General features: G+C 67.0%; 21 protein-coding genes. 12 read left to right on the top strand and 9 right to left on the bottom strand.

Annotated features, from left to right (window positions below; all coding sequences use genetic code 11):
* Positions 1 to 455 precede the first annotated feature (455 nt).
* The 3 genes from tdh to kbl all read left to right on the top strand — a co-directional run bounded on the left by tdh (position 456) and on the right by kbl (position 6,492).
* Positions 456 to 1,490 carry an L-threonine 3-dehydrogenase gene (tdh, locus tag KPL74_02860; GenBank protein QWT20959.1) on the top strand — a complete coding sequence of 345 codons (1,035 nt, stop codon included), beginning with the start codon at positions 456 to 458 and terminating at the stop codon, positions 1,488 to 1,490.
* 149 nt (positions 1,491 to 1,639) lie between these two features.
* Complete coding sequence (locus KPL74_02855) at positions 1,640 to 5,221, top strand: DUF748 domain-containing protein (GenBank protein ID QWT20958.1); 3,582 nt, start codon at positions 1,640 to 1,642, stop codon at positions 5,219 to 5,221.
* Positions 5,222 to 5,292: 71 nt separating this feature from the next.
* Positions 5,293 to 6,492, top strand: a complete 1,200-nt coding sequence (gene kbl, locus KPL74_02850; GenBank protein QWT20957.1) for a glycine C-acetyltransferase — start codon at positions 5,293 to 5,295, stop codon at positions 6,490 to 6,492.
* Between the two features lie 87 nt (positions 6,493 to 6,579).
* Here the strand turns inward: kbl and KPL74_02845 are convergent, their stop codons facing one another.
* Positions 6,580 to 7,314: an rRNA pseudouridine synthase gene (locus KPL74_02845; protein ID QWT20956.1), complete on the bottom strand. Its 735-nt coding sequence runs from the start codon at positions 7,312 to 7,314 to the stop codon at positions 6,580 to 6,582.
* A gap of 72 nt (positions 7,315 to 7,386) precedes the next feature.
* On the opposite strand from KPL74_02845, the gene KPL74_02840 reads away from it, so the two are divergent.
* Positions 7,387 to 8,298: an alpha/beta hydrolase gene (locus tag KPL74_02840; GenBank protein QWT20955.1), complete on the top strand. Its 912-nt coding sequence runs from the start codon at positions 7,387 to 7,389 to the stop codon at positions 8,296 to 8,298.
* A 64-nt stretch (positions 8,299 to 8,362) separates the two neighbouring features.
* Here the strand turns inward: KPL74_02840 and KPL74_02835 are convergent, their stop codons facing one another.
* From KPL74_02835 to KPL74_02825, 3 genes are all read right to left on the bottom strand, one after another.
* Positions 8,363 to 8,722: a C40 family peptidase gene (locus KPL74_02835; GenBank protein QWT22568.1), complete on the bottom strand. Its 360-nt coding sequence runs from the start codon at positions 8,720 to 8,722 to the stop codon at positions 8,363 to 8,365.
* A 620-nt stretch (positions 8,723 to 9,342) separates the two neighbouring features.
* Positions 9,343 to 10,047, bottom strand: coding sequence for a YggS family pyridoxal phosphate-dependent enzyme (locus KPL74_02830; GenBank protein QWT20954.1), 705 nt, complete (start codon positions 10,045 to 10,047; stop codon positions 9,343 to 9,345).
* On the bottom strand, positions 10,044 to 11,486 hold the full coding sequence (locus KPL74_02825) for a M20 family metallopeptidase (protein QWT20953.1): 1,443 nt from the start codon (positions 11,484 to 11,486) through the stop codon (positions 10,044 to 10,046). Before KPL74_02825 ends, KPL74_02830 begins: the two co-directional genes overlap by 4 nt.
* A gap of 199 nt (positions 11,487 to 11,685) precedes the next feature.
* Here KPL74_02825 and KPL74_02820 point away from each other — a divergent pair, with 199 nt between their 5' ends.
* The 3 genes from KPL74_02820 to KPL74_02810 all read left to right on the top strand — a co-directional run bounded on the left by KPL74_02820 (position 11,686) and on the right by KPL74_02810 (position 13,168).
* Positions 11,686 to 12,030 (top strand): ComEA family DNA-binding protein, encoded by a 345-nt coding sequence (locus KPL74_02820; protein ID QWT20952.1) that lies wholly within the window; start codon positions 11,686 to 11,688, stop codon positions 12,028 to 12,030.
* A 128-nt stretch (positions 12,031 to 12,158) separates the two neighbouring features.
* On the top strand, positions 12,159 to 12,608 hold the full coding sequence (locus KPL74_02815; protein ID QWT20951.1) for an SET domain-containing protein-lysine N-methyltransferase: 450 nt from the start codon (positions 12,159 to 12,161) through the stop codon (positions 12,606 to 12,608).
* Between the two features lie 17 nt (positions 12,609 to 12,625).
* Positions 12,626 to 13,168: a GNAT family N-acetyltransferase gene (locus KPL74_02810; protein ID QWT20950.1), complete on the top strand. Its 543-nt coding sequence runs from the start codon at positions 12,626 to 12,628 to the stop codon at positions 13,166 to 13,168.
* Between the two features lie 778 nt (positions 13,169 to 13,946).
* Here KPL74_02810 and KPL74_02805 read toward each other — a convergent pair.
* The 3 genes from KPL74_02805 to KPL74_02795 form a co-directional block, all read right to left on the bottom strand.
* On the bottom strand, positions 13,947 to 14,858 hold the full coding sequence (locus tag KPL74_02805; protein QWT20949.1) for a hypothetical protein: 912 nt from the start codon (positions 14,856 to 14,858) through the stop codon (positions 13,947 to 13,949).
* Positions 14,855 to 17,086 (bottom strand): M1 family metallopeptidase, encoded by a 2,232-nt coding sequence (locus KPL74_02800; protein QWT20948.1) that lies wholly within the window; start codon positions 17,084 to 17,086, stop codon positions 14,855 to 14,857. Before KPL74_02800 ends, KPL74_02805 begins: the two co-directional genes overlap by 4 nt.
* An 87-nt stretch (positions 17,087 to 17,173) precedes the next feature.
* A complete protein-coding gene (locus tag KPL74_02795; GenBank protein QWT20947.1) occupies positions 17,174 to 18,031 on the bottom strand; it encodes a 2OG-Fe(II) oxygenase in 858 nt (285 codons plus the stop codon).
* Positions 18,032 to 18,061: 30 nt separating this feature from the next.
* Here KPL74_02795 and KPL74_02790 point away from each other — a divergent pair, with 30 nt between their 5' ends.
* Positions 18,062 to 18,538: a DUF3224 domain-containing protein gene (locus KPL74_02790; protein ID QWT20946.1), complete on the top strand. Its 477-nt coding sequence runs from the start codon at positions 18,062 to 18,064 to the stop codon at positions 18,536 to 18,538.
* On the opposite strand, the gene KPL74_02785 is transcribed toward KPL74_02790, so the two are convergent.
* The gene (locus KPL74_02785) at positions 18,520 to 18,810 is read right to left on the bottom strand and encodes a GIY-YIG nuclease family protein (protein ID QWT20945.1); all 291 of its coding nucleotides are present in this window, start codon (positions 18,808 to 18,810) and stop codon (positions 18,520 to 18,522) included. The two genes, KPL74_02790 and KPL74_02785, sit on opposite strands and share 19 nt — an antisense overlap.
* 20 nt (positions 18,811 to 18,830) lie before the next feature.
* Between KPL74_02785 and KPL74_02780 the strand changes: the two genes are divergently transcribed.
* Entirely contained in the window at positions 18,831 to 19,892 is a 1,062-nt protein-coding gene (locus KPL74_02780; protein ID QWT20944.1) for a PLP-dependent aminotransferase family protein, read from the top strand.
* Between the two features lie 62 nt (positions 19,893 to 19,954).
* Here KPL74_02780 and KPL74_02775 read toward each other — a convergent pair whose 3' ends face one another.
* The gene (locus KPL74_02775; GenBank protein ID QWT20943.1) at positions 19,955 to 20,737 is read right to left on the bottom strand and encodes a tRNA threonylcarbamoyladenosine dehydratase; all 783 of its coding nucleotides are present in this window, start codon (positions 20,735 to 20,737) and stop codon (positions 19,955 to 19,957) included.
* 94 nt (positions 20,738 to 20,831) lie between these two features.
* On the opposite strand from KPL74_02775, the gene KPL74_02770 reads away from it, so the two are divergent.
* From KPL74_02770 to KPL74_02760, 3 genes are read left to right on the top strand one after another with little or no spacing between them, the layout of a single operon-like run.
* Positions 20,832 to 21,221: a cytochrome c gene (locus KPL74_02770; GenBank protein ID QWT20942.1), complete on the top strand. Its 390-nt coding sequence runs from the start codon at positions 20,832 to 20,834 to the stop codon at positions 21,219 to 21,221.
* 17 nt (positions 21,222 to 21,238) lie between these two features.
* Positions 21,239 to 22,621 carry a HAMP domain-containing histidine kinase gene (locus KPL74_02765; GenBank protein QWT20941.1) on the top strand — a complete coding sequence of 461 codons (1,383 nt, stop codon included), beginning with the start codon at positions 21,239 to 21,241 and terminating at the stop codon, positions 22,619 to 22,621.
* Positions 22,621 to 23,658, top strand: a complete 1,038-nt coding sequence (locus KPL74_02760) for a response regulator (GenBank protein QWT20940.1) — start codon at positions 22,621 to 22,623, stop codon at positions 23,656 to 23,658. The genes KPL74_02765 and KPL74_02760 overlap by 1 nt, the downstream gene beginning before the upstream one ends.
* The last annotated feature ends 250 nt before the right edge of the window (positions 23,659 to 23,908 follow it).

Raw genomic sequence — 23,908 nt, 5'->3', positions numbered from 1 at the left:
AATCCCATTCGCGCGCAGGCGCGTTCCTACACGAGCCGCCGCCGTAGCGTCGGGTCGTCCAACCCAGCGTGCGGGTACGTGGAGGAAGAGCCCTCGGCGCCTACCCTCGAGGCGAGTTCGTGGCGGCGAGGGGGCCGGGCGGAAGAAGCCCGCAGGGGGCCGGCCACGATGGCCGGCCGTTCTTGTTGAGGCAGGATGCCGAATCAAGAACCGCCGCCCGGCAGCCGGTGCGCGGCCGAAGGCCAATAGGAAAACGGGCTGCGGAGCAGCCCCTCCTTTTCGCACGCCAGAACGCTGTCTGAGCAGCGAGGGTAGGCGCCGAGGGCTCTTCGTGCCCGAACGCCCGAGCGCCGCTGGGAGCCAGGCCAGTCGAGCCAGCAGGCCGGGGCGGGAGGACTTATAATCGGGGTTTGGCCTGCCCCCGCGGCCCCTCCCCCACGAGAACCTGAAAGCCCATGCAGCAGACGATGAAAGCGCTGGTCAAGCGCCACGCCGAACAAGGCATCTGGATGGAAGAAGTGCCGGTCCCCACCCCGGGCCCGAACGAAGTGCTGATCAAGGTCGAAAAAACCGCGATCTGCGGCACCGACCTGCACATCTACAAGTGGGACGAGTGGTCGCAGCGCACCATCACCCCCGGCCTCACCATCGGCCACGAATTCGTCGGCCGCATCGCCGAGATCGGCCCGGGCGTCACCGGCTACAAGATCGGCGACCGCGTGTCCGCCGAAGGCCACATCGTCTGCGGGCATTGCCGCAACTGCCGTGCCGGGCGCCAGCACCTGTGCCCGAACACCGTCGGCATCGGCGTGAACCGCAACGGCGCCTTCGCCGAATACATGACCATGCCGGCCTCGAACCTGTGGCCGATCCCGGACCAGATCCCGTCGGAACTGGCCGCGTTCTTCGACCCGTACGGCAACGCCGCGCATTGCGCGCTCGAATTCGACCTGATCGGTGAGGACGTCCTGATCACCGGCGCCGGCCCGATCGGCATCATCGCCGCCGGCATCGCCAAGCACGTGGGCGCCCGCAACGTCGTCGTCACCGACGTCAACGACTACCGCCTCAAGCTGGCCGCCGACATGGGCGCCACCCGCGTGGTCAACGTCGCCAACCAGTCGCTGAAGGACGTGGTCAAGGACCTGCACATCGAAGGCTTCGACGTGGGCCTGGAGATGAGCGGCAACCCGCGCGCCTTCAACGACATGCTCGAGTGCATGTACCACGGCGGCAAGGTCGCCATGCTCGGCATCATGCCGCGCGGCGCCGGCATCGACTGGGACAAGGTGATCTTCAAGGGCCTGACCCTGCAGGGTATCTACGGCCGGAAGATGTACGAGACCTGGTACAAGATGACCCAGATGGTGCTCACCGGCTTCCCGCTGCAGAAGGTGCTCACCCACCAGATCGCGATCGACGACTTCCAGAAGGGCTTCGACCTGATGGACGCCGGCGTCTGCGGCAAGGTCGTCTGCAGCTGGACCTGACCCCATCCCCGTAGGAGCTCGCTTGCGCGCGATCGCGCGCAGGCGCGCTCCTACGGGAGCGGCAGCTTTTAGGAGTTCGCCCCATTCCATGCGCACCCCCGGCGAGTACACTTTCCGCCGGGGGTAACGCGTAGAAAGAGGTCGTCGGCATGGACACTCGCAAAGGCTGGCGGAACCTCCCCTGGGGGGACGCACGCGACCGCGCCCTCGCTACCTACCGGTCGCGCCGGGCCCGGCGCATCGCCCTCGGCCTGGGTATCGCCCTGGTCCTTTTCGCATTGCTCGGCTTCCTCGCCGCCCCCTCGATCATCCGTTCCCAGATCGCTACGCGCGCCAGCGCCGCCCTGGGCCGCCCGGTCAGCGTGGGCGACGCACGTTTCAACCCCTTCACCCTGCGGCTCACCCTCGAACGCGTGCACGTGGCCGAAGCGGACGGCAAGACGGCTTTCGTCGATGTCGGGCGGATCATTGCGGACGCGTCGTGGGCGTCACTGTTCCGCGCGGCGCCGATCCTCGACGAGTTGCGGATCGACAACCCGCAGGTGCACCTGCAGCGCACCGCGCCGCAACAGTTCAACTTCACCGACATTCTCCAGCGCCTCAATAGCGAGCCTGCCGCGCCCGATACCGGCCCTGCCCGCTTCGCGCTGTCCAACATCGCCATCCACGGCGGACAGATCGATTTCGACGACCGCGTGCTCAACGCGCAGCACCGCGTGGATCACTTCGAACTCGGCATTCCGTTCATCGCCAGCCTGCCCAGCGACACCGATATTTTCGTCCAGCCCCTGCTGGCCATGACCATCGACGGAAGCCCGTTCAGGGCGCAGGGCCAGACCAAGCCCTTCGCAAACAGCCACGAGTCGACCATCACCTTCCACCTCGACCAGCTCGACCTGCCCCGCTACATCGGCTTCATCCCCACGCCGCTGCCGGTCAGCGTCCCCGAGGGCAAGTTGTCCGGCGTGCTCGTGGTGGATTTCGCCATGGGCGAGAAGCAGCCGATCGTGCGCATCAAGGGTCGGCTGGGGCTGGATGGGCTCAAGGTCACCGGCAAGGATGGCGGTGCGCTGCTCGCGATCGGGCGCGGCGAGGCCGAACTTGCCGTGCTGGACCCGATCACCTCGCGCTATCGGCTCGGTGCGGTCACCATCAAGGATGCCGCCCTGCGCTACGCGCGGCTGCCCGGCGGCAAGAGCAACCTTGACGCGCTGATGGGTGGCCCGGAGAAGCCGGAACCCAAGGCCGTGCCGACGGACGTGCGCATCGACACGTTGACGCTCGCAAGCACGCGCATCGACTACGCCGACCTCGCCGCGCCCGCGCCGGCGCACCTCACCCTTGAGAACCTGACGGGTACGTTGCGCGGGCTGAGCACCGTGAAGGCACCGCCGGCCGCACTCCACGTCTCCGCCAGCCTGGCCAGTGGCTCGCTGTCGACCGTCGGCGCGTTTGACCTGGCTGCAAGCCACTACGACGGCAAGGTGGAGGTCAGGCAGGTGTCGCTGGCGCCGCTGATGCCGCTCACGCCGCCCATGCTCGACGCCGATATCACCGGCGGCAGCTTCACGGCCGATGGCGCGTTGAAGGCCGACTGGCATGAGGCCGCCACGGTACGGCTGGAACGGGCGAAAGCCCGGCTCGATGGCTTCAACCTGGTGCCGCATGGCGGCCGGGCCTCGCCCATCACGTGGAAGTCGCTCACGGCCACGATCGCCACGGTCGACATGGCCACGAGTGAAGCGCGCATCGATACGTTGCTGCTTGAAGGGCTCGCACTCGACGTGAAGCGCCTCGCCAACGGCAACGTCGATATCCTCAGCCTGCTCCCCGCCAACGCGAGTGCGGCGCATCCCGCGGGCCAGGGCTGGCATTGGAGCGTCGGCCATGTCGGACTGGGCAACAGCAGGGTGACGCTGCGCGATGCTAAGGCACCGGGCAAGCGCAACGGCATCAACCTCACCGCCAGCGCCTTCGGGATAGACGGCCTTTCCGACGACCTGCGCAAGCCCATCGCGCTGGACCTGAAGGGCGCGCTGGGTGACGGGACATTCGCCGTCACCGGCAAGGTCCGCCCCGCGCCGCTCGACGCGGACCTGACGCTGCAGGCCACGCAACTGGATATCGCGCCGTTGCAGACCCTTGTCACCGTACCGCTGAACGTCACGGTGGCCAGTGGCCTGCTCAGCCTCGACGGGCAGGCGCGTTACACGGATCGCGGGAAGGATGCCGCGCGCATCGGTTATCGCGGCAAGGCCACGCTCGGCCGCGTGCGCGTGCAGGACAAGGTCACCAACGACGACTTCCTGCGCTGGAATTCCCTGAGCGCAACGAACATGGCGCTTGCGCTGGGTGAAGGCGTGCCACGGGTCGACATCGGCGGCCTGGCGCTCGACGACTTCTATGCCCGCGTCATCGTCAACGCGACCGGCCGCCTCAACCTGCAGGACGTCGTCGCCAGCCCGGAAGCGCCGGGTGCCGTCTCCGTGACACAGGCGCAAGCCAACCCCGCGCCGAAAAAGACCGACGAGCCCGTCGCCGTACCGGCCGCCGCGGGGCCGGAAGCCGACATCCGCATTGGCCAGGTCACCCTCACCAAGGGCCGGCTCAACTACACCGATAACTTCATCAAGCCGAATTACACCGCCGACGTCACGGACCTCACCGGCAAGATCGGCGCGTTCGGCACCGTCGCCGGTGCCCCGCCGGCCGCGCTCACGCTGCAAGGCCGGCTCGACGGCAATGCCCCGGTCGACATCGAAGGCACGATCAATCCGCTCGCACCGGTGGCCTTCCTCGACATCACCGCGAAGGCGGAAGGCATCCAGCTGACCAACCTGTCGCCGTATTCCGGCCGCTACGCGGGTTACCCGATCACGCAGGGACGGCTCAACGTCGACGTGCACTACGCGCTGGACCAACGCAAGCTCAACGCCGACAACCACATCTTCATCGACCAACTGACCTTCGGCGACCGCATCGAGGGCGAAGGCATCAGCCATTTGCCGGTGAAGCTCGCCGTCGCCCTCCTGCGCGACAGCGAAGGTCGCATCGACGTCCACGTGCCGGTCACCGGCTCGCTCGACGATCCGCACTTCAGCGTCGGCGGCCTGGTGTGGCGCGCCATCGGCAACCTGATCGTCAAGGCCGTGACCTCGCCGTTCCGCCTGCTCGCCTCCGCCGGCGGCGGCCGCGAAGACCTCGGCTACGTGGAGTTCGCGCCAGGCTCCGACGCGCTGGACCCCGCGGCCGCGACCAAGCTCGGCGAACTGGCCAAGGTGCTTACCAACAAACCGTCGATCAACCTCGACATCATCGGCCGCGTCGACGCGAGCAAGGACGAAGCCGGCCTGCGCAAGGTGATGGTCGACGACCTGGTCCACCAGGAACAGGTCAACGACAAGGGCGACGACACCACCCCGCCCACGCCGGAACAGCAGGACAAGTACCTCGAACGCGCCTACCGCCATGCGTCGTTCCCCAAGCCGAAGAACATCATCGGCCTGACGAAGTCGCAACCGCCGGAAGAAATGCGCACGCTGATGGAAACCAACATGCCGGTGGACGCAGACGCCCTGCGCCACCTCGCCGAACGCCGCGCAAACGCCGTGCGCCAGTGGCTGCAAGGCAAGGTCGACGATAAACGCGTCTTCGTCCAGGCGCCCAAGCTGGATCCCAAGGGCATCGACGACCCCGGCAAGACCACCCGCGTCGACTTCGGCCTCCATTGATCGGGAAAGGCCGCCTGGCCGGGCGGCCACGCTACAATCCGACTTTCGCCAATCGACTGGACGCCGCCCCCATGACCTATCCCGCCCAGGAACGCTTTGCCGCCGAGCTCGCCTCCATCCGCGAGCAGGGCCTGTTCAAGGCCGAGCGCATCATCGTTTCCCCGCAGTCCGCCGAGATCGAGCTCGAAGGCGGCCGCAAGGTGCTCAACTTCTGCGCGAACAACTACCTGGGCCTGGCCGACCACCCGGAAGTGATCGCCGCCGCGAAGAACGCCCTCGACACCCACGGCTTCGGCATGGCCAGCGTGCGCTTCATCTGCGGCACGCAGGACCTGCACAAGGAACTGGAGGCGAAGATCGCCGACTTCTTCGGCACGGAAGACACCATCCTTTACGCGGCCTGCTTCGATGCCAACGGCGGCCTGTTCGAGCCGCTGCTCGGCGAAGAAGACGCGATCATCTCCGACGCGCTGAACCACGCCTCGATCATCGATGGCATCCGCCTGTGCAAGGCCAAGCGATTCCGCTACGCCAACTGCGACATGGCCGACCTGGAAGCGCAGCTGCAGGCTGCCGACGCCGCCGGCGCGCGGACCAAGCTGATCACCACCGACGGTGCGTTCTCGATGGATGGCTTCATCGCGCCGCTGGATGAGATCACCGCGCTGGCGAAGAAGTACAACGCCCTGGTCCATATCGACGAATGCCATTGCACCGGCTTCCTCGGCGATACCGGCCGCGGCTCGGCGGAATTCCATGGCGTGCTCGACAAGATCGACATCGTCACCGGCACCCTGGGCAAGGCACTTGGCGGTGCGCTCGGCGGCTTCACCACCGGCCGACGCGAAGTCATCGAGATGCTGCGGCAGCGCTCGCGCCCGTACCTGTTCTCCAACTCGCTGCCGCCCCACGTGGTCGCCGCGGGCAGCAAGGTGTTCGACATGCTCGCCGCCGCCGGCGACCTGCGCGACAAGGTGAAGGAAAATACCCGTTATTTCCGCGAGAAGATGACCGAGGCCGGCTTCGACATCCGCCCTGGCGTGCACCCGATCGTCCCGGTGATGATCTACGACGCGAAGCAGGCCCAGGCCATGGCCAGCGAACTGCTCGATGAAGGCATCTACGTCACCGGCTTCTTCTTCCCCGTGGTACCGCAGGGCAAGGCACGCATCCGAACCCAGATGAGCGCTGCCCACACCCGCGAACACCTGGACAAGGCGATTGCCGCGTTCACCCGGGTTGGCAAGAAGCTCGGCATTCTCAAGGCCTGATAAAACTGGCGCTGTTGGATCGCGCCTGCGCGCGATGGGTGGTCGCGTTATCCCCCATCGCGTGCAGGCGCGCTCCTACAGATGCCTTTAGCGGCGGCGGAGCGCCTCGACTTCCGTTGCCGTCAGGTGCCGCCACGTACCCTTGGCTAACTCGCCCATCGGCAGCCCACCGATGGCCACGCGCACCAGGCGCTGCACCTCGAAGCCGAGCACCGACATCAGCCGGCGGATGTGTCGGTTGCGCCCTTCGTCCAGCGTCACCTCCAGCCAGGCGTTCTTCTCGCCCTGCCGCAGCAACGACGCAGCGCCCGCCTTGAGCCACTCGCCTTCGTCGACGATGCCCGCGAGCATCGCGTCGATCGTCGATGCGCCCGGATGGCCGGCGACCTGTACGTGGTATGTCTTCGGCACGTGCGTCGCCGGGTCGGTGATGCCCGCCGCCCACACCGTGTCGTTGGACAACAGCAACAAGCCCTCGCTCGCCTTGTCGAGGCGTCCGACCGGCCCCAGCCACGGCAACCCCGCGCCTTCCAGCAGGGAATACACGGTGTCGCGCCCGCGCTCGTCGGATGCCGACACCACGATGCCGCGCGGCTTGTTCATTGCCAGGTAGACCGTCGCCGCCGCCTCCGTAGCGCCAGCGCCATCGATCTCGATGCGCTCGGGTCCACGAATGCGGAACTCGGGATCGCGCACGACCTTGCCATCCACGCGCACCTTGCCCTCCCGCGCCAGCTTTTCGGCCTGGCTGCGTGAACAGATTCCGCGTTTGGAGAGGACCCGCGCAAGGCCGAAGGTGGGTGTGTGGGTGGGCTTGGGCATCGTGGACCGATTTTACCGTACCCTCGACGGTCCACGCCGCGCATGGCGACCCGCGAGAAGGATCCCACGCCAGTGAAAGCACGCCTGCTTGCCATGACCGCCCTCCTCGCCGGCGCCTGCGCCCATGCGCAGGACGCCACGCCCCTGGGCGATCCCATGCTGCACCTGGCCACGGTGCCCCTCTACAACGGCACGCCCCCGGGCGCGAAGGGCCACGCCGTTGAAGACATCCCGTCGCTTTCGATCTTCCCGCCGTTCGGCACGCCCAACGGCACGGCAGTCATCGTCGCACCCGGCGGCTCGTACCTCGGGCTCGCCGGCGATCTCGAAGGCCGCGAAGTGGCGGACTGGTTTGCCAGCCGCGGTGTCACCGCCTTCGTGCTGCGCTACCGCCTGGGCAACACGTACCCCATGCCCACGCCACTCATGGATGCGCAACGCGCCGTGCAGTACGTCCGCGCCCACGCGAAGGACTACGGCGTCGCAACGGACAAGGTGGGCTACATCGGTTTCTCGGCGGGCGGCCACCTGGGCGGCGTGCTGGAGACCGCCGACGGCCCGGTGCCGGGCGGCCCTGACGACGCCATCGCCCGGCAAAGCCCGCGGCCGGATTTCGTGATCCTCGGTTACCCCGCCTTCTCCATGTTCGACAGTGCGCAGAAGGGCCTTGCGTACTGCAAGGCGCTGAAGATCCCCGCGTCGACCTGCACGTCGGCGTACCTGGAGCGTTACCAGCCGATCCGGCACATCACGGCGAAAACGCCGCCGACCTTCATCTACCACACGGCCGACGACGACACGATTCCGGTCGAAGGCAGCGTCGAGTACTTCCTCGCGCTGAAGCGCGCCGGTGTACCAGCCGAGCTGCACGTGTACGAGAAGGGCGTGCACGGCACCGGCCTGGCCGCCGACAAGCGCGCCCTGCGGACGTGGCCGGACCTGCTCGAGCAGTGGCTCATCGTCGGTGGATTTCTACCGCGTTAGCGGAGGCCAAAAAAAAACGGCATGCCTGGGCATGCCGTTTCGGAAAAGTCGTTGAAGGGACCCGTCAGATCTTGGCGATACCTTCGGGACGCTTGGCGCCCGCGAAGTGCTTCGACCAGTAAGCCTCGTTGAGGCTATCCACGCGCACCGTCTTGCCAGCCGACGGGGAGTGGATGAACTGGCCGTTGTCGATGTAAATGCCGACGTGCGAGATGGCCTTGCCGCGGGTGCGGAAGAAAACCAGGTCGCCCGTCTTCATGTCGTTGCGCTTCACCGACAGACCGGCGAGGAACTGGCTGGCCGAGTTGGCCGGCAGGTCGAGGCCGATGCTGTGGGCAAACACGTAGCGGACGAAGCCGCTGCAATCAAAACCGGCGGTGGGCGTACGGCCGCCGCGGTGGTAACGGATGTCGCGCAGCTTCATGGCGAAGGTGAGCAGCGCTTCGCGGGCATGCCCGTCGACGTGGCCGGCGAGGCGGGCGGTGGCGGCAGCGACGAGGCTATCGTCGTCATCGTCGCCGTCGACGGCGTCGGCTTCCTGTTCAGCCTGGGCCGCAGCCACCGTGGTGCTGGGCTTCGGCGCGGTCAGGGAGGTGACGTCCGGGATGATCGACTGCGCCAGGCCAGTGGCCGGGGCAAACACCGGGAGGTCGGTCAGCAAAAGCGTCGCGGATTGGTCAAGGCCTTGTGGAGCCTGGACGTTGTCAGCAAAAGCAGGTGTAACGGCACCGATACAGCAGGTAGCTAGCGCGAGAGCGGTCAGTCGCTTGAAATGCATGAGCGAGAAGGCCTGTCATCGTGAAAGTTAAGCCGCCGTTTAGGTGAGACGACCGTGAACGAGTGGTGAAGTTAGCAAACCCCTTCCCCCCTGTTGTTGGCATAAAGTTAAAAACGGCCATTCCTAGGAAATATTCAGAGAATCCGCAATAAATAACGCGGATTCACTCACAATACTGAACAGATTTAGGCACTTGCTTCACGTATGTGAGCGAATAAAGGGCCTGTCACAGGCGCTCGATTGCCGGAACGGATTAATTGAACTGATTAGTACTTGTAATTCCGCGCCCCGAATATTGAGCTGCCAATGCGAACTTCCGTGCTGCCTTCGGCGATCGCCAGGGCGTAATCGCCGCTCATCCCCATGGACAGCCGCTCGAGCTCGAAACCGGCGTCGCGGGCGCTGTTACGCCACTGATACACACTGCGGAAATTGGCCCGGACCAACGCTTCGTCGTCGGAATGCTCGGCGATCGTCATCAGGCCGCGGACGCGTAACGAATGGAAGGCCTTGAGCTCGGCCAGGAAGCCCAGCAGGTCACCCGGCGGCAACCCGGTCTTGCTCTCTTCGCCGGAAGTCTTCAGCTGCACCAGCACGTCGATCGCCCTGCCCTGGGCCTGCAGTGCCTTGTCCAGGGCGACGGCGAGGTCAAGGCGATCCAGCGACTGCACCTCGCTGGCGAGCGCGGCGACGGCCTTCGCCTTGTTCGTCTGCAGGTGGCCGATGACCACCCATTCAAGGCCAGGGGCGTCCAGCTCGGCCGCCTTGGACTGGATCTCCTGCACCCGGTTCTCGCCGAACCGGCGCAGGCCAAGGCCGTTGGCCTCGCGGACCACGCCGGCGTCGAACGTCTTGCTGACCGGCAAGAGGGTGACCCCGGCCGGGTCGCGGCCTGCCGCGTGGCAGGCCGCGTCGATCCCCGCCCGCACGGCCGCCAGGCGGCCAGCGAGCGTGTCGAGGCCGTCGGTCATGCGCCGGCCGCTTCCTGGAAGTGGCGGGCAACCACGCTCGCCACGACCATGCTCACGCGCTTGCCGGTCGGGATGTGCAGGAATTCGTTCGGGCCGTGGGCGTTGGAATGCGGGCCGAGCACGCCGGTGATCAGGAACTGGGCCTGCGGGAACTTCTCGCCCAGCATGCCCATGAACGGGATGCTGCCACCCTCACCCATGTACGCGGCAGGCTGGCCGAAGTAATCCTGCGAAGCCTGCGCCACGGTTTCTTCCAGCCACGCCGAGAGCGCCGGGGCGTTCCAGCCGCTGCCGTCCTTTTCCAGCGCGAAAGTGACCTTCGCGCCATAGGGCGGATCCTTTTCGAGCAACTGCTTGAGGAACTTGCCGGCCTCGGCGCCGTTCAGCGTCGGTGGCACGCGCAGGCTGAGCTTCACCGACGTCTTCGGGCGCAGCACGTTGCCGGCGCTTTCCAGCGGCGGCATGCCACCCACGCCGGTCACGGCCAGCTGCGGACGCCAGGTCCGGTTGAGGACCAGTTCGGTCAGGTCGTCGGCGGCCGGCTTCATGCCCTCGACGAACGGGAACTTGTCATAGATGTCGGTGCCCAGCACCTCGGCCGACTTGCGGGCCTGGGCCACGCGCTGCTCCGGGATGTCGACGTACAGTTCCTTCGGTACGATCCGGCCGGTCTCCTGGTCTTCGAGGCGGCTGAGCAGGTCACGCAGGATGCGGAAGCTCGACGGCACCACGCCCGATGCGTCGCCTGAGTGCACGCCCTCGTCCAGGACCTGCACGGTGAGGTTACCGCCGGTCATGCCGCGCAGCGACGTGGTCAGCCACAGCTGGTCGTAGTTGCCGCAGCCCGAGTCCAGGCAAACGACCAGGGCGGGGTTGCCGATGCGCTCGGCCAGGTGGTCGACGTAGTACGGCAGGTCGTAGCTACCCGACTCTTCGCAGGCCTCGATCATGATCACGCAGCGTGCGTGCGGCACGCCCTGGTCGCGCAGCGCCAGCAAGGCGGCGAGCGATCCGAAGATGGCGTAACCGTCGTCGGCGCCACCGCGGCCGTAGAGCTTGTCGCCCTTGATCACCGGCGTCCACGGGCCGAGGTCGTCGGCCCAGCCGGTCATCTCCGGCTGCTTGTCCAGGTGGCCATAGAGCACGACGGTCTCGTCGGTGCCCTTGCCGTTGATGCCCTGTGCGGGCACGTCGATGTAGATCAGCGGGGTGCGGCCTTCGAGGCGCACCACTTCCAGCGTGGCGCCGTCGAACGCGGGCAGCTTGCTGCGCGCCCAGGTCTCCATCAGCGTCACCGCCTGCTCCATGTAGCCGTGCTCACGCCACTGCGCGTCGAACATCGGCGACTTGTTCGGGATGCGGATGTATTCGACCAGCTGCGGGACGATTTCCGCGTCCCAGAGGCCGCTGACGAAGGAGTTGATGCGAGAGGTATCCATGGCACGCCTTGCTCAGTGGGGCAAAGGACGATTGTAGCAGCGCCGACGGCGGCGGCCTTCGGGATGTCGGCCGGGGCCTGCGTGGCGCGGCGACCGCGGCGCACACGCCGCTACCGTGGGCGCTGGTTATGCCACGGCTGGCACGGTTGCAAAGTTCTCCTGCGCCATCCGGCGCCAAGCCTATGAAGGAGCTTCTTCCATGATCGTGCGATCTCTCGTCCTCGCTGCCACCCTCCTCGCCGCGCCCGCCTTCGCGTCCACGCCGGTGAACATCAACACCGCCGATGCCGGCACGCTTGCCCAGTCACTCGATGGCGTCGGCCTGGCCAAGGCGCAGGCCATCATCGCGTGGCGCGAAGCGAACGGGCCGTTCGACTCGGCCGACCAGCTCACCGAGGTGAAGGGCATCGGCCCCTCACTGGTCGAGCGCAACCGCGATGCGATCCAGGTCGACGGCGGCAAGGCGACGGCGAAAGCCGCCCCCACCAAGGCCCCGGCGGCGCCGAAACCGAAAAAGGCCGCCGCCGCGGGCACCGGCGGCTGAGCCGGGCGTCCGGTGGAGAGGCCGGCATGGGCGGGACGGCCTCTTCCACTGGGCGGTGGAAGCGCTACACTCGCGCCCCATGCCGGGGCCAATCGCCCGCGCGCAGGACACAGGGGCCTGAAGATCCAATGATCCTTCCGCGTTACCGCATCGCCGAGTCCTCCATACCGGGGGCCGGCAAGGGTTTGTTCGTCGAGGAATCCGTCGCCGCGGGGCGCATCGTCACGGCACCCGACGCCATCGACTCGACCCACGCCTGGCACGATATCCAGGGCTCCCCCGACCTCCACGCCGCCGCGCGCTGGTTCGAGGACCGCTACACGCTGTCGCCCGACTGGCCGGACGAGTGTTACGTGAACCACAGCTTCCAGCCCACGGGCCTCTGGCACCTGGGATTTATTTTCGCTCTCAAAGACTTGCCGCAAGGCACTGAAATTACAGTCGATTACCGGCATTTGCTGGCGCCGGGGCAGGAAGAAGCCTTTGAAGACGCCGCAACTGGTGAGAAAATAACCGGCTTGTCCTGGCAGGAAAGCCTTCGGCTGAGCACACACGCTCTGGCTGCCCTGCTCGGTTGAAACCTTTGGTCACCTCGATGGCAAACTCAGATATCCCTGTCCTGGAAACGTCGCGACTGCGACTCACCGCGCTCACCGAACGCCATTTCGACGATTACGCCAGCATGCTGGCCGATGCCGAAAGCACGCGCTGGATCGGCGACGGCCAGCCCCTCGACCGCATGAATGCGTGGCGCTCGATGGCCATGCTGCTGGGCCATTGGGCGTTGCGTGGCTGTGGCATGTGGGCGATCGAACTGAAGGACACCGGCGAATTCATCGGCCGCGCCGGCCTGATGAAGCCCGAGGGTTGGCCGGACCTGGAACTGGGCTGGATGCTGAAGCCGGAGCACCGCCACCACGGTTATGCGACCGAGGCGGGCAATGCGATCCTCGACTTCGCATGGAATGAGATGCACGCCCAGCGCGTGATCAGCCTGGTCCGCATCGGTAACGAGGCGTCCGACCACGTCGCCGAGCGCCTCGGTGGCGAGCACATCGATAACATCGATTTCCTCGGCGGCGCGACCCACCTCTTCGCCTACTACCCCCCACACCGCGAAGTCCGCCGCGCCGGCTAAACCGCGCGGCGCTCGGGCGTGGCCGCGGGACGGCGGCGCTCGGACGTGGTCGCAGGCGCAGCGCTCGGGCGTTCTCGCAGGACCAGCCCTCGGCGCCCACCCTCGCTGCTCAGACAGGTCCTCCGCGCTCGACAAGGGTGGCCGCAGCCGCGGCCCATGTACTTGATCGGCCTACGGCCGCTCGCTTGTGCGGAACTCGCCTCGAGGGTGGGCGCCGAGGTCTGTTCTTGCAGCCCGCGCGAGATTTGCGTGTAGGAGCGCGCCTGCGCGCGAAAATCCAACGGGGCGGGGACGATGGAACCGATTCAAAGACTCGTGGAACGCCTTCGAATCACTTTGAAATGATGATCCTGGGCTCTGGAATTTGATGTCGTTGGGCAGTCTCAATTCGCGCGCAGGCGCGCTCCTACAAGAGCGGCCGTCGCGTCGGGCCGTCCAACCCAGCGTGCGGGAACGTGGAGGAAGAGCCCTCGGCGCCTACCCTCGAGGCGAGTTCGTGGCGGCGAGGGTGGCGGGCGGGAAAAGCCCGCAGGGGGCCGGCCAGGATGGCCGGCCGTTTCTGCCGAGACAGGATGTCGAGTCAGAAACCTCCGCCCGGCACCCGGTGCGCGGCCGTAGGCCAATAGATAAACGGGCTGCGGAGCAGCCCCGCCTTTTCGCACGCCAGAACGCTGTCTGAGCAGCGAGGGTAGGCGCCGAGGGCTCTTCCTGCGACCACGTACGAACGCCGCGCGGAGATTGGATTCGACGGCACATCCAATCGCGCGCAGGCGCGCTCCTACAGGGCGGGGGCGAAGTCGGTGCGGCGGCGGCGGTGGGGGTTCACGGCGGCCAGGCGCGACAGCGCCAGCAGGCGCGCCGTGCGCATCCAGGCCACCACGACCACGCCCAGCTGCACGATCAGGAACGCCACCAGCGCACCGCTACCCGTCGCCGTCGTATGCCCACGCCACGACGCAATCAACACCGCAAGCACGGCGCCTACCAGCGTGATCACCACGTACACCAGCAAGGTCGCGAACGGCCGGCGGATGAACTGCAGGAAGCCACGGCCCAGCGCGCGAAACGCCGAACGCAAGGTGATGTCCGCGATATACGCCGCGCGCGCCGACTCCACGATGCACTGCGCGATCACAAACACCAGCAAGCTAACGCCAAGGGCGATGTGCGCGTAGGTATCGGCGCTCGACTCGAGCAACGCCGCGTCGGCCTTGTCGCTTGCGAACGACGACATGCCATGCGCCGCCGCGGCGAAAATCGCATAAGGCACCAGCGACAGGAGCAACAGGCGCAGCATCCGGCCGTATTCCGTCGCGCCGCCCTGCAGCAGCGCGCCGAAGCTCAGCGAACGCCCTGCCCGGCCCGTGGCCACCACCATGCCGGTGAGGAACGGCGAGATGGCCAGCGTGAGGATGATCCCCGCGAAAAACGCCATGCCGGTGACGCTGCTATCGCGGCCAAGGCCCTGCATCACGTCGCCGAACATCAGCCCGTCGAAGTGCGCCGCGTAGCTATCGGCATGCGCGCTGTAACCAAGCATGCCGTCCAGCAACGACCACATCGGCAGCGCCACCACGGCGGTGGGCAGCAGGGTCACCAGGATCCACAGCAACATGACGCGCCACTGCACGCCGCCTAGCGCACCCATGCCCAGCGCAGAGAGAGCGGAACGTTTGACCTGGCCGTTCATAGGGTCACCAGCATGCTGTAGATGCCCTGGAACAGGGCGGCGAAGTCGGACGTCCAGCGATTCGTGGCGGCGTGGTTCGCTTCCACCGTGCGGCTGTCGTTGAGCTTGTTGTGATCGAGATAGATCTTCTTTTCCGGATCCAGTTCGGCGAACTTCGCCTGCACCGGTGTCGTGAAGGTAAAGCGCGCCCAGCGCCGCTGGTCGTCCCAGCGCACGGTCTTCACCGAGTCGTCGGCGAAGGTCACCTTCAGTACCTGCGGCACGGGCGAGCCATCGCGCCACACCGTCACCGTCGTGCGGTAGGGGAACGGACCGGTGCCCGGCTTCGCATTCGGGTTTGCTTTCTTCCACGCGTCGCGCTGCTTGTCGACCGCGTCGTCGTTATCGTCGCTGCTCAGCTCGACGCGCTTGCCGTCCTTCGTCGATGAACCCGCCAGCGGAAGCACTTCGTCACTGGTGATGTCCTTGACCTGGTCGTCGATGCGCTGGGTGCCGTAGACATACTGCTCGAACACCTGGGCGACGACGTCGGGCTTGCCGGACGACTCGGCGATGGACGCCTGCAGGTCGGCGATCGACGGGTGACGGAAATGCCATGTCGCGTAGTACTGGCGGAAGGCCTTCTCGGTGACGTCCTTACCGAGGCGCTCTTCGAGATCGTGCATGGCCGTGGCCGTGCGCGAATAGACCGTGCCGTACTGTTCGCTGGAAAAACGGTCCCACGAGTTCTCGCCCAGCGGGTCGGCAGGCTTCGCCAGCGACGCCATCAGGCGCTCGAGCGCGAACACGCCGACGGCGGGTTCCACGCCGAAGAACTGCCACAACGGCTTGGTCAGGTACACGTCCTGCTTGCGCTCGCGCAGCATGCGCTCGTCCCAGTACTCGTTCAGGCCCTCGTCCAGCATGGGCTCTTCGAACTCGTTGGACGCAAGCAGGCCGTAGAAGTAGCCATGGCCGAACTCGTGGATGGTGACGAAGTCGATCAACCAGACCGCGAGCGTCTTCGCCTTGATCACCGCCGCGTTATCCGCGGTGAAGAAGGTCGGGTATTCCATGCCACCGGCTTCGCTGGCGTTGAACGGCGGGACCACGCCGGTGATCGTCTTGTAGGGGTATGGACCGAGCGTGTCGGAGAAATACGTAAGCGAGTCGGTCGTCGCCTTCAGCACCGGCTGGGCATCGACTTCGTATTCCGGCGGGTAAAGCACCTTGACCTTCACGGTCGGGCTGCCCGGGTGCGACCAGGTGGTTTCGACCGTCTTGAAGCCGGGCGCGGCCATCCAGGCGAAGTCGTGCACGTCGGCCTGGGTGAAGTGCCAGTTGAGGTCATTGCCCTCGGCGACGGGCTCGCCCTGCTGCTCGCCGACGGCCGCCACGGTGTAGTCCTTCGGCACCGACATGTGCACGTCGAACTCGCCGAAGTCGGCGTAGAACTCGCTGTTGAAATGAAATTCGTGGACGTTCCAGCGCGGCGCCGTCGCCCCGCGCTCACCCGGCAGTTCGAGCACACCGATCTTCGGGAACCACTGGGCGACGAGATGGAACTTGCCGACATAGCCGGTGCGCTCGATCACGCGCGGCAACTGGCTGTGGAAATCCATGTCGAGGGTGACGCTGCCACCTGCCGGGACCGGCTGGGCCAGGTCGACGCGGACCACCGTGTGGTCGGTCGCCGGGCCGCCGTCGGGATGCACGTAGGACCACTTCAGGGCGGCGCCGTCCTGCTCGACCTTGCCCAGGTCGATGTAACCCCATTCGCCCTTCTTGACCTTGCCGATGCCACGCGAGCCACCATGCGGCGCGAGCACGTTGCGCTCGGTGAAGAACGTGCTGCCCTCGCTTTCGAAGGCATTGAGGTAGAGGTGCATGTAGATGGACGAGACCGGCTGGCTGCTCCGGTTACGCCAGGTCAGCTGCTGCTGGCCGTCCACGGTGTGCTTTTCCGGGTCGAGCTTCGCCTGGATGCGATAGGAGACCACGCGGTCGGACAGGGTCGCTTCGTTGCCGGTACGCGGGCCACCCCATGCATCGGGCGCGCTTGGCGTACGAACGAAGGCGGCATGCGGCGATGCGAACGGAATCTCCACCGGGACGGCGGGCGCGGCGACCGTTGCGGCGGGTGCGGGCGCCGGGACGCTGGGTGGCGGGCTCTGGGCCCATGCGCCGGTGGCGCAGCTGAGTGCCCCCGCGATGACGACAAGTACGACCCTGGCTGCCTTGCGGCGCATTGCTTATCTCCCCCAATGATCCAGCGAGATTGCTGGACGCGTCATGCAGCTGATATAGGCCAGAGGTCACGGGTGGCCGTCAAGCCTCTAGCCGGCGAAGGCACGCTCGCGCATCCACTTGGTGAGGATCCACTTCTCGCCCGACAACACCGGCGCACCGCCGTGCAGCGACAGTGGATCGAGCGACCCATCGGCGGCCGCGTATTCGAAGTACAGGCCCTGGCCCTTGCGCGGTACGTAGCTGAAATCGATCCGCGGGAAAATCGTTTCGCCGCCGGCCGCCGCGTCCTCGAGGTACATGATCAGGGTCGAGACGCGCTGGCCGCCGGAGGCGATGTGCGGCGCGCTGCCCTTTTCATCGGGGGCGAAGTAATCGAAGTGCGGCATGTACTCGCCGCCCACGCCGTAGCGCATCACCTGCAGGCCCTCGCCATGTTCCTCGGGCAACCCCATGATCGCCGCGGTGCGCGCATCGATGCGCTGGACCAGCGCGTTCTCGGCCCGCTGGAAATAGGCACCTTCGCTGGTCCGGATCGACATCACGGTGTTCTTGCCGGAGTCCGGCGAGACTACCGCGGAGCGGGCGAGCCGGGTCGCCGCCATGCTGCGCAGCGCGTCACACTCTTCCGCCGACAGCACGTTGTCCAGCACGGCGATGACCGGGCGGGCCACACGGACCAGCACGCGGACCTCCCGATCGGGGGCACGGATGACGTGGCCTGCCTGCAGCCGGCTGGCGAACGGCACCATGTCCACCGACGCCACGGCCGGCGGCGCCGTGCCACCGAACACCGCGTCGGCGATCGCATCGCGCGCCGTGCGTTCGTCGAAATGGTGCTCTTTCATCGTCGCCAGCAGGTCAGCGGGCGCATTGCCCCCGGCCAGCGCCTCGCCGATCCAGCGATGCCAATCCGGGGTAACCTTGGTATGTCGGCGTGCGTGCATGGCGCCATTGTGCAACGACCGGGGGGTCGTATGTCATTGAAGGTACGCGTGCCGGCGCTGGTCGGCCTGGCAGCCTTTGCCACCATCGCCTGGGGAGCCACCGTGACGCACCATGCCAGAGGCCATTTCGACGTAAAAATCGCCCCGACGGGCCAGCCGGACACCGGTGCTGGCTCGGCACTCGGCCAGCTGTCCCTCGACAAGACCTTCCAGGGCGCGATGCTCGGCAACTCGAAGGGCACGATGCTCACCGCATCCAGCACCGACAAGGCCGACTCGGCCGCCTACGTCGCCGTGGAACGCTTCTCCGGCACCGTGGACGGCCGCAAGGGCAGCTTCGCGCTCGTCCATCGCGGTATCCAGGCTGGCGGCAAGCGCGAGCTCCTGATCACGATCGTCCCGGATTCCGGGTCGGACGAACTGAAGGGGATCGCCGGTACGTTCAGCATCGACGTCCGCCCCGATGGCGCACACGCCTACGACCTGGCCTACACGCTGCCGGACTGAACCCCTGCATCGGTTGGGCTGGGCGGTAGGGAAACCTCGGCCAGCCACGCCAGCTTCTTGCCCCGTGGCAGCTTTTTCACCGCGTGCTCGGCCTTCGAGGCGGCCGAACGATCGGGGAATGCCCGCGCGCCGAGCAGGCGAACCGGCGGATTGGCGCGGGTGAATCGCGCACCCCGGCCGGCGGCATGCGCGGCGTACCGGGCCTCCAGGTCATTAGTGATCCCGGCGTACCAGGCGCCGTTCCGGCATTCGATGAGATAGACGTACCACATGCGCACAGCATAATGCGGCCATGAGCTACGACCTCGCCGTGAACCTTCCGCTGCGCGCCGCGCCCGCCGCCCGCTTGCGCGACGCCCTCGCCAATCTTCCCGTGGATACCAGCCTGCTCGGCTACCCGGCCGCCGAAGGAAGCCTCGCCGTCCGCGAAGCCATCGCCGCGTGGCTGCGCCGCCACCACGGCTTCAGCGCAGTCGATCCGCGCCGCCTGGTTTTGACCAACGGCGCCCGCCACGCCCTGGTGCTCGCCCTCGCACAATCCTGCGCCCCCGGCGACGCGCTTTTGATGGAAGAGCTGACCTACGCCGGCTACCGCCAGGCCGTCATCGCCCATGGCGCACGCCCGGTGCCGGTGGCGATCGACGGCGAAGGCATGCTCCCCGACGCGCTCGAGGCCGCGGCACGCCGGACCGGCGCCAGGGTCGCCTACGTCCATCCCACCCTGCACAACCCGACCACGGCGACGATGTCGCCCGCACGCCGCGAAGCGATCGTCGATGTCGCCCGGCGCAACCACCTGACCCTGATCGAGGGGGATGTCTACGGCGCGCTGCGCACGCATGACGACACCCACCTGCCCGCGCTGGCCGACCTTGCCCCGGAACGGGTGCTCCATGCCGGTGGTATCGGCAAGATCCTGGGCCCCGGCCTGCGCATCGGCTGGCTGCTTTCCCCGGACGACACCATCCACCACCACGTCGCCGAGTCGATCCGCGTGGACACCGATGGCCTGCCCGCCCTGCTCCCCGCGATCGTCGGCGGTTGGATGGCCGATGGCACGGCCGACGCGTTACTGGATGCGCTCATCGAGGCGATTCGCGAACGCCATGCGCAAGCCCGCGAGGCGCTGGGCCCGGCGCTACAAACCGCCGGCGGGCTGCATGCATGGCTGCCCCATCCCGATGCCGACGGTGCCTACGCCCGTGCGCTCGCCGCAGGCGTTCGCGTCACCCCGCCCGTGCCGCTCAACGCCGACGACACGAAGGCCGGCCGCGGCCTTCGCCTCTGCCTCGCCGCCGAGGAAAGCCCCGAACGGCTGGCGCAAGCGCTCCAGATACTCGCCACCCTCCTGTAGGAGCGCGCCCGCGCGCGATCACCACCCCGCCCCGCCCCCGGTAGGAGCGCGCCTGCGCGCGATCAGGGCCGCGTGGTGAGCTTCTCGAGGGCCTTGCCAACGGCGGCGAAGGCGAACGCACCGGTCACATGCGTCGCGGCACCGAGGCCGCCGCCGCAATCCAGCTTCAACGCATCGCTACCCGGCGGGCGCACGCCACAGACGCTGCCATCCGCCTGCGGATACTGCACGTTCTGCAACGAATACACCGCCGACACGCCGAAGAACCGATCCGGGTTACGCGGGAAGTTGTACTCCTGGCGCAGCCGCTTGCGGATCGTGCTCAGCATCGCGTCGTGCTCCGTGCGCGACAGGTCGCGCACGCGGATCAGCGTCGGATCGGTACGTCCGCCCGCGGCGCCCACGGTCACCAGCGGCACCTTGCGCCGACGGCACCAGACGATCGTCTCCAGCTTCACCTTCATCGCATCGCAGGCGTCGATCACGACGTCGTAATTGCGGTCCAGCAACTCGTCCAGGCTGGAGGGGGTCAGGAAACGCTCCATCGCCTCCATCCGCAAGGTCGGGTTGATCGCATGCGCGCGCTCGGCCACGACGCCCACCTTGGGTTTGCCGTACTGGCCATCCAGGGCATGCATCTGGCGGTTGGTGTTCGACAGGCAGACGTCGTCGCCGTCGATCAGGGTCAGCCGGCCAATGCCACTGCGGGCCAGCGCCTCGGCCGCCCACGAGCCAACGCCACCCACGCCGATGACGCAGACATGCGCGTGGGCAAGGCGGTCCAGGGTGCCGCGGCCATACAGCCGCTCGATGCCGGCGAAACGTTCGGCCTGGGCCGTGCTCACTTGAGTCTCTGTCTGGGGTTCGATGTGCATTATCTCATATTGAAACAACGGGTTTGTCCGCTATGCTGGCTGCGTCTCAAGCCATGGAATACCGATGCGCGCGCTGCTCCTCGTCGTGCTGGGCCTTGTCGTAGGCGCGCTGGGCGCCACCTTCGCGATCTCCGCCCTGCGCCAGGCCACGCCGTTCCATGACGGCGTGATGGCCGTAATGCAGCATCACATGGGCGCGCTCCGGGGCAACGTGCGGGCGAAGCAGTGCGATGGCAAGGCATCGGCCCTGCACCTGGCCCGCATGCGCCAGGACGCCGGCGACATCGGCGAGGCTTTCCCGGGTACCGACGCCGGCTTCGGCGAGGCGGCGGGCAAGCTGACCCAGGCCCTGGACGGCGCCATCGCGGCTGCCCCGGCGACGTGCGAGGCCCTCGCCACGGCGCTCAAGCCGGTCGGCGACGCCTGCTCGTCCTGCCACCAGCAATACCGCTGACGCTGCGCACGCCACCCATGTCCCCGCTCCCTCCGGACGACCAGCCCACGCCCCGCCTGCCGTTCCTGCGGCTGCAGCTGTGGCTGTTGCTGCGCGCGCTGGCCCGGTTCGAGACCACGATGTGGCTGCGTACGCGCTACTCGCAGCCGAAGATGGTCGCGATCGGCGTGGTCGGCAGCTTCTGCCTGGCGGTGTACTACCCGGTGTGGGCTTACCTGTTCCCGCAGCCCTACGAAAACCTGCCGATGCGGCTGGCCTGCAGTGCCACTTTCATACCGCTGGCCCTGTTGCCGTGGTGGCCACGCCGGCTGCGCGCCTACCTGCCCACGTACTGGTATTTCGCGATGACCGTCGCGATGCCGTTCTTCGTCGGCTACATGACCCTGCGCAACGCCACGCCGCCGTGGCTCATGACCCACATGGCCTGCGTCATGCTGCTGATGATGCTGTTCGACCTGACCAGTTTCCTGCTGGTGTTCACCACCGGGTCGATCCTGGCCGGCATCGCCTTCGCCCTATCCCCCGACGCCGTGCTGCACACGCGCACGATGCTCGAATACATCCCGCTGCTGCTGTTCGGCATGGTCGGCGGTGCCACCTGCACGGTGTCCTCCAACATGGCCGAACAGAGCCGGATCGACGCGCTCACCGCCGCCTCGAACAACATCGCCCATGAGCTGCGCACCCCGCTGGGCTCCCTGCGCATCGCCGCCCGCGCGGTCGCCCGCTACATGCCCGACCTGATCCGCAGCCATCGCCTGGCCGAGGGCGAAGGCCTGGCCGTGCCCGAGATGCGGACCCAGAACCTGCATGCCCTGGAGCGCAGCATCGGCGTAATGGAACGCGAGGTGACCTACGCCAACACCATCATCGACATGTTGCTGCTGTCGGCCCGGCCGATCGGCGAAGTGCCGCTCACCCTGCTGGGCGCGCGCGACTGCGTCGAGCAGGCCCTGCGCCGGTTCCCCTACGGCTCGCGGGCCGAGCGCGAGCGGATCACGCTCTCCTCCACGGGCGATTTCCCGATGATGGGCGAGGAGACCCTGGTGGTCCACGTCCTGTTCAATTTGCTGCGCAATGCGCTTTTCCATACCGATCGCGCCGGCAAGGGCGATATCCGGGTGTTCATAGAAGCAGGCGAAAACGGCAATCACATCACGGTGCACGACACCGGCCCGGGCATCCCCCCGGACGTACTACCCCGGATTTTCAACCGTTTTTACTCGTATTCCAGCGACAGCGCGGGTACCGGGAACATCACCGGCCTTGGGATAGGACTCGCTTTTTGTCGCGCGGCGATGGAGCATATGGGCGGTGGCATCGTTTGCCGTACCAACCTGGGTGAATTCACGGAGTTCACCCTCACCTTTCCGCGCACGGAGACCGGGGTCCGGCAGTGATGACGCTGAATTCGCAGGGTGATATCCAGCCCTTCCATTTCCCGACGACCACGGTCCTCGTGGACGACCACGAGGAATACCTCGACGTCGTCCCGTTGCTGCTCGACCCCATGGTCCGGGTCCGCACCTTCAGTTCGCCACGCAGCGCGCTGGCGATGATGGGCAACAATGGCAGCCGCCCGGTGCCGGGCGGTGGCTGGCTCTACCGCTGGAAAGACCGCCCGTCCGAAACCCAGGAACTGGTGGCGCTGGACATCGACTCGATCCACCGGGTGGTCTACGACCCGGAGCGGTTCGCCGAGATCTCGGTCGTGGTCGTGGACCAGGCGATGCCCGAAATGGACGGCATCACCTTCTGCAAGCGGCTGCCCAACCCGCATATCGGCAAGATCCTGCTGACCGGCCGGGCCGACGACGCGACGGCGATCGATGCCTTCAACTCGGGCGTGATCGACCGTTTCATCCGCAAGAACGATCCCCTGGCGATCGAAAAGCTGCAGACCGCGATCGTCGAGTTGCAGCGGCGCTATTTCGAGCGGGCCAGCGCCTTCGTGGCGGAAACGCTCGCCCTGGGCAATTTCCGCTTCCTGCGCGACCCGGCCTTCCGCGACGTCCTGCAGAGCGTCACCGCCACGTTCCAGCCGGTGGAGTGCTACGTGCACTGCAACCCCACGGGCCTGCTGCTGGTGGATGCGTGGGGCATCGGCCGATTCCTGCTGGTGCAGACCGACGAAGACCTGCGCACCCACTACGAGATCGCCTCCGACCTGGGTGCTCCCACGGGCGTGCTCGAGGCCCTGCGCAGCGGCGAGGCCCTGCCCTGGTTCAACTCCCGCGACGGTTTCTACCACAAGGGCGTCGAGAATCCCGAGGCGCACATGTACGCGGCCACGGCCGTGTCCGGCGAGCAGTGGTATTACTACGCCCTCATCGATGACGTGGAGCGTTTCCGCCTCCAGCACGTCAAGTCGTACCGCAGCTGGCTTCGCGAACAGGACCTGAGCCTGTCCGCCGACAGCCGCCCGCGCTTTATCTGACCCTAAGCCAAACCTGCCTGCACTGACGCCCCGGGGCTGCCGGATTCACTGGCCCCGTCGGGCGTGCGTGGCCGTATGCTCGGGCTGTCGTCGCTGCGACCGCCTCATCCGCGCGACCTCTCTCACAGCAGGCACGTGCCGCGCCTGACGTCCAGGGCCGGAGCGGATCGCCTCTCTCGATTTCACGCGCCGGCCTGGGCGAGGCAGGCGTGCGCGCGTCGTCCATCGGGCGGCGCCGTCGATATCGCCC

Source organism: Bacillus sp. NP157, from assembly GCA_018889975.1.
GTDB lineage: Bacteria > Pseudomonadota > Gammaproteobacteria > Xanthomonadales > Rhodanobacteraceae > Luteibacter.
Note: the sequence above shows the minus strand (reverse complement) of the source record. Positions and strands in the feature narration are given on the sequence as shown.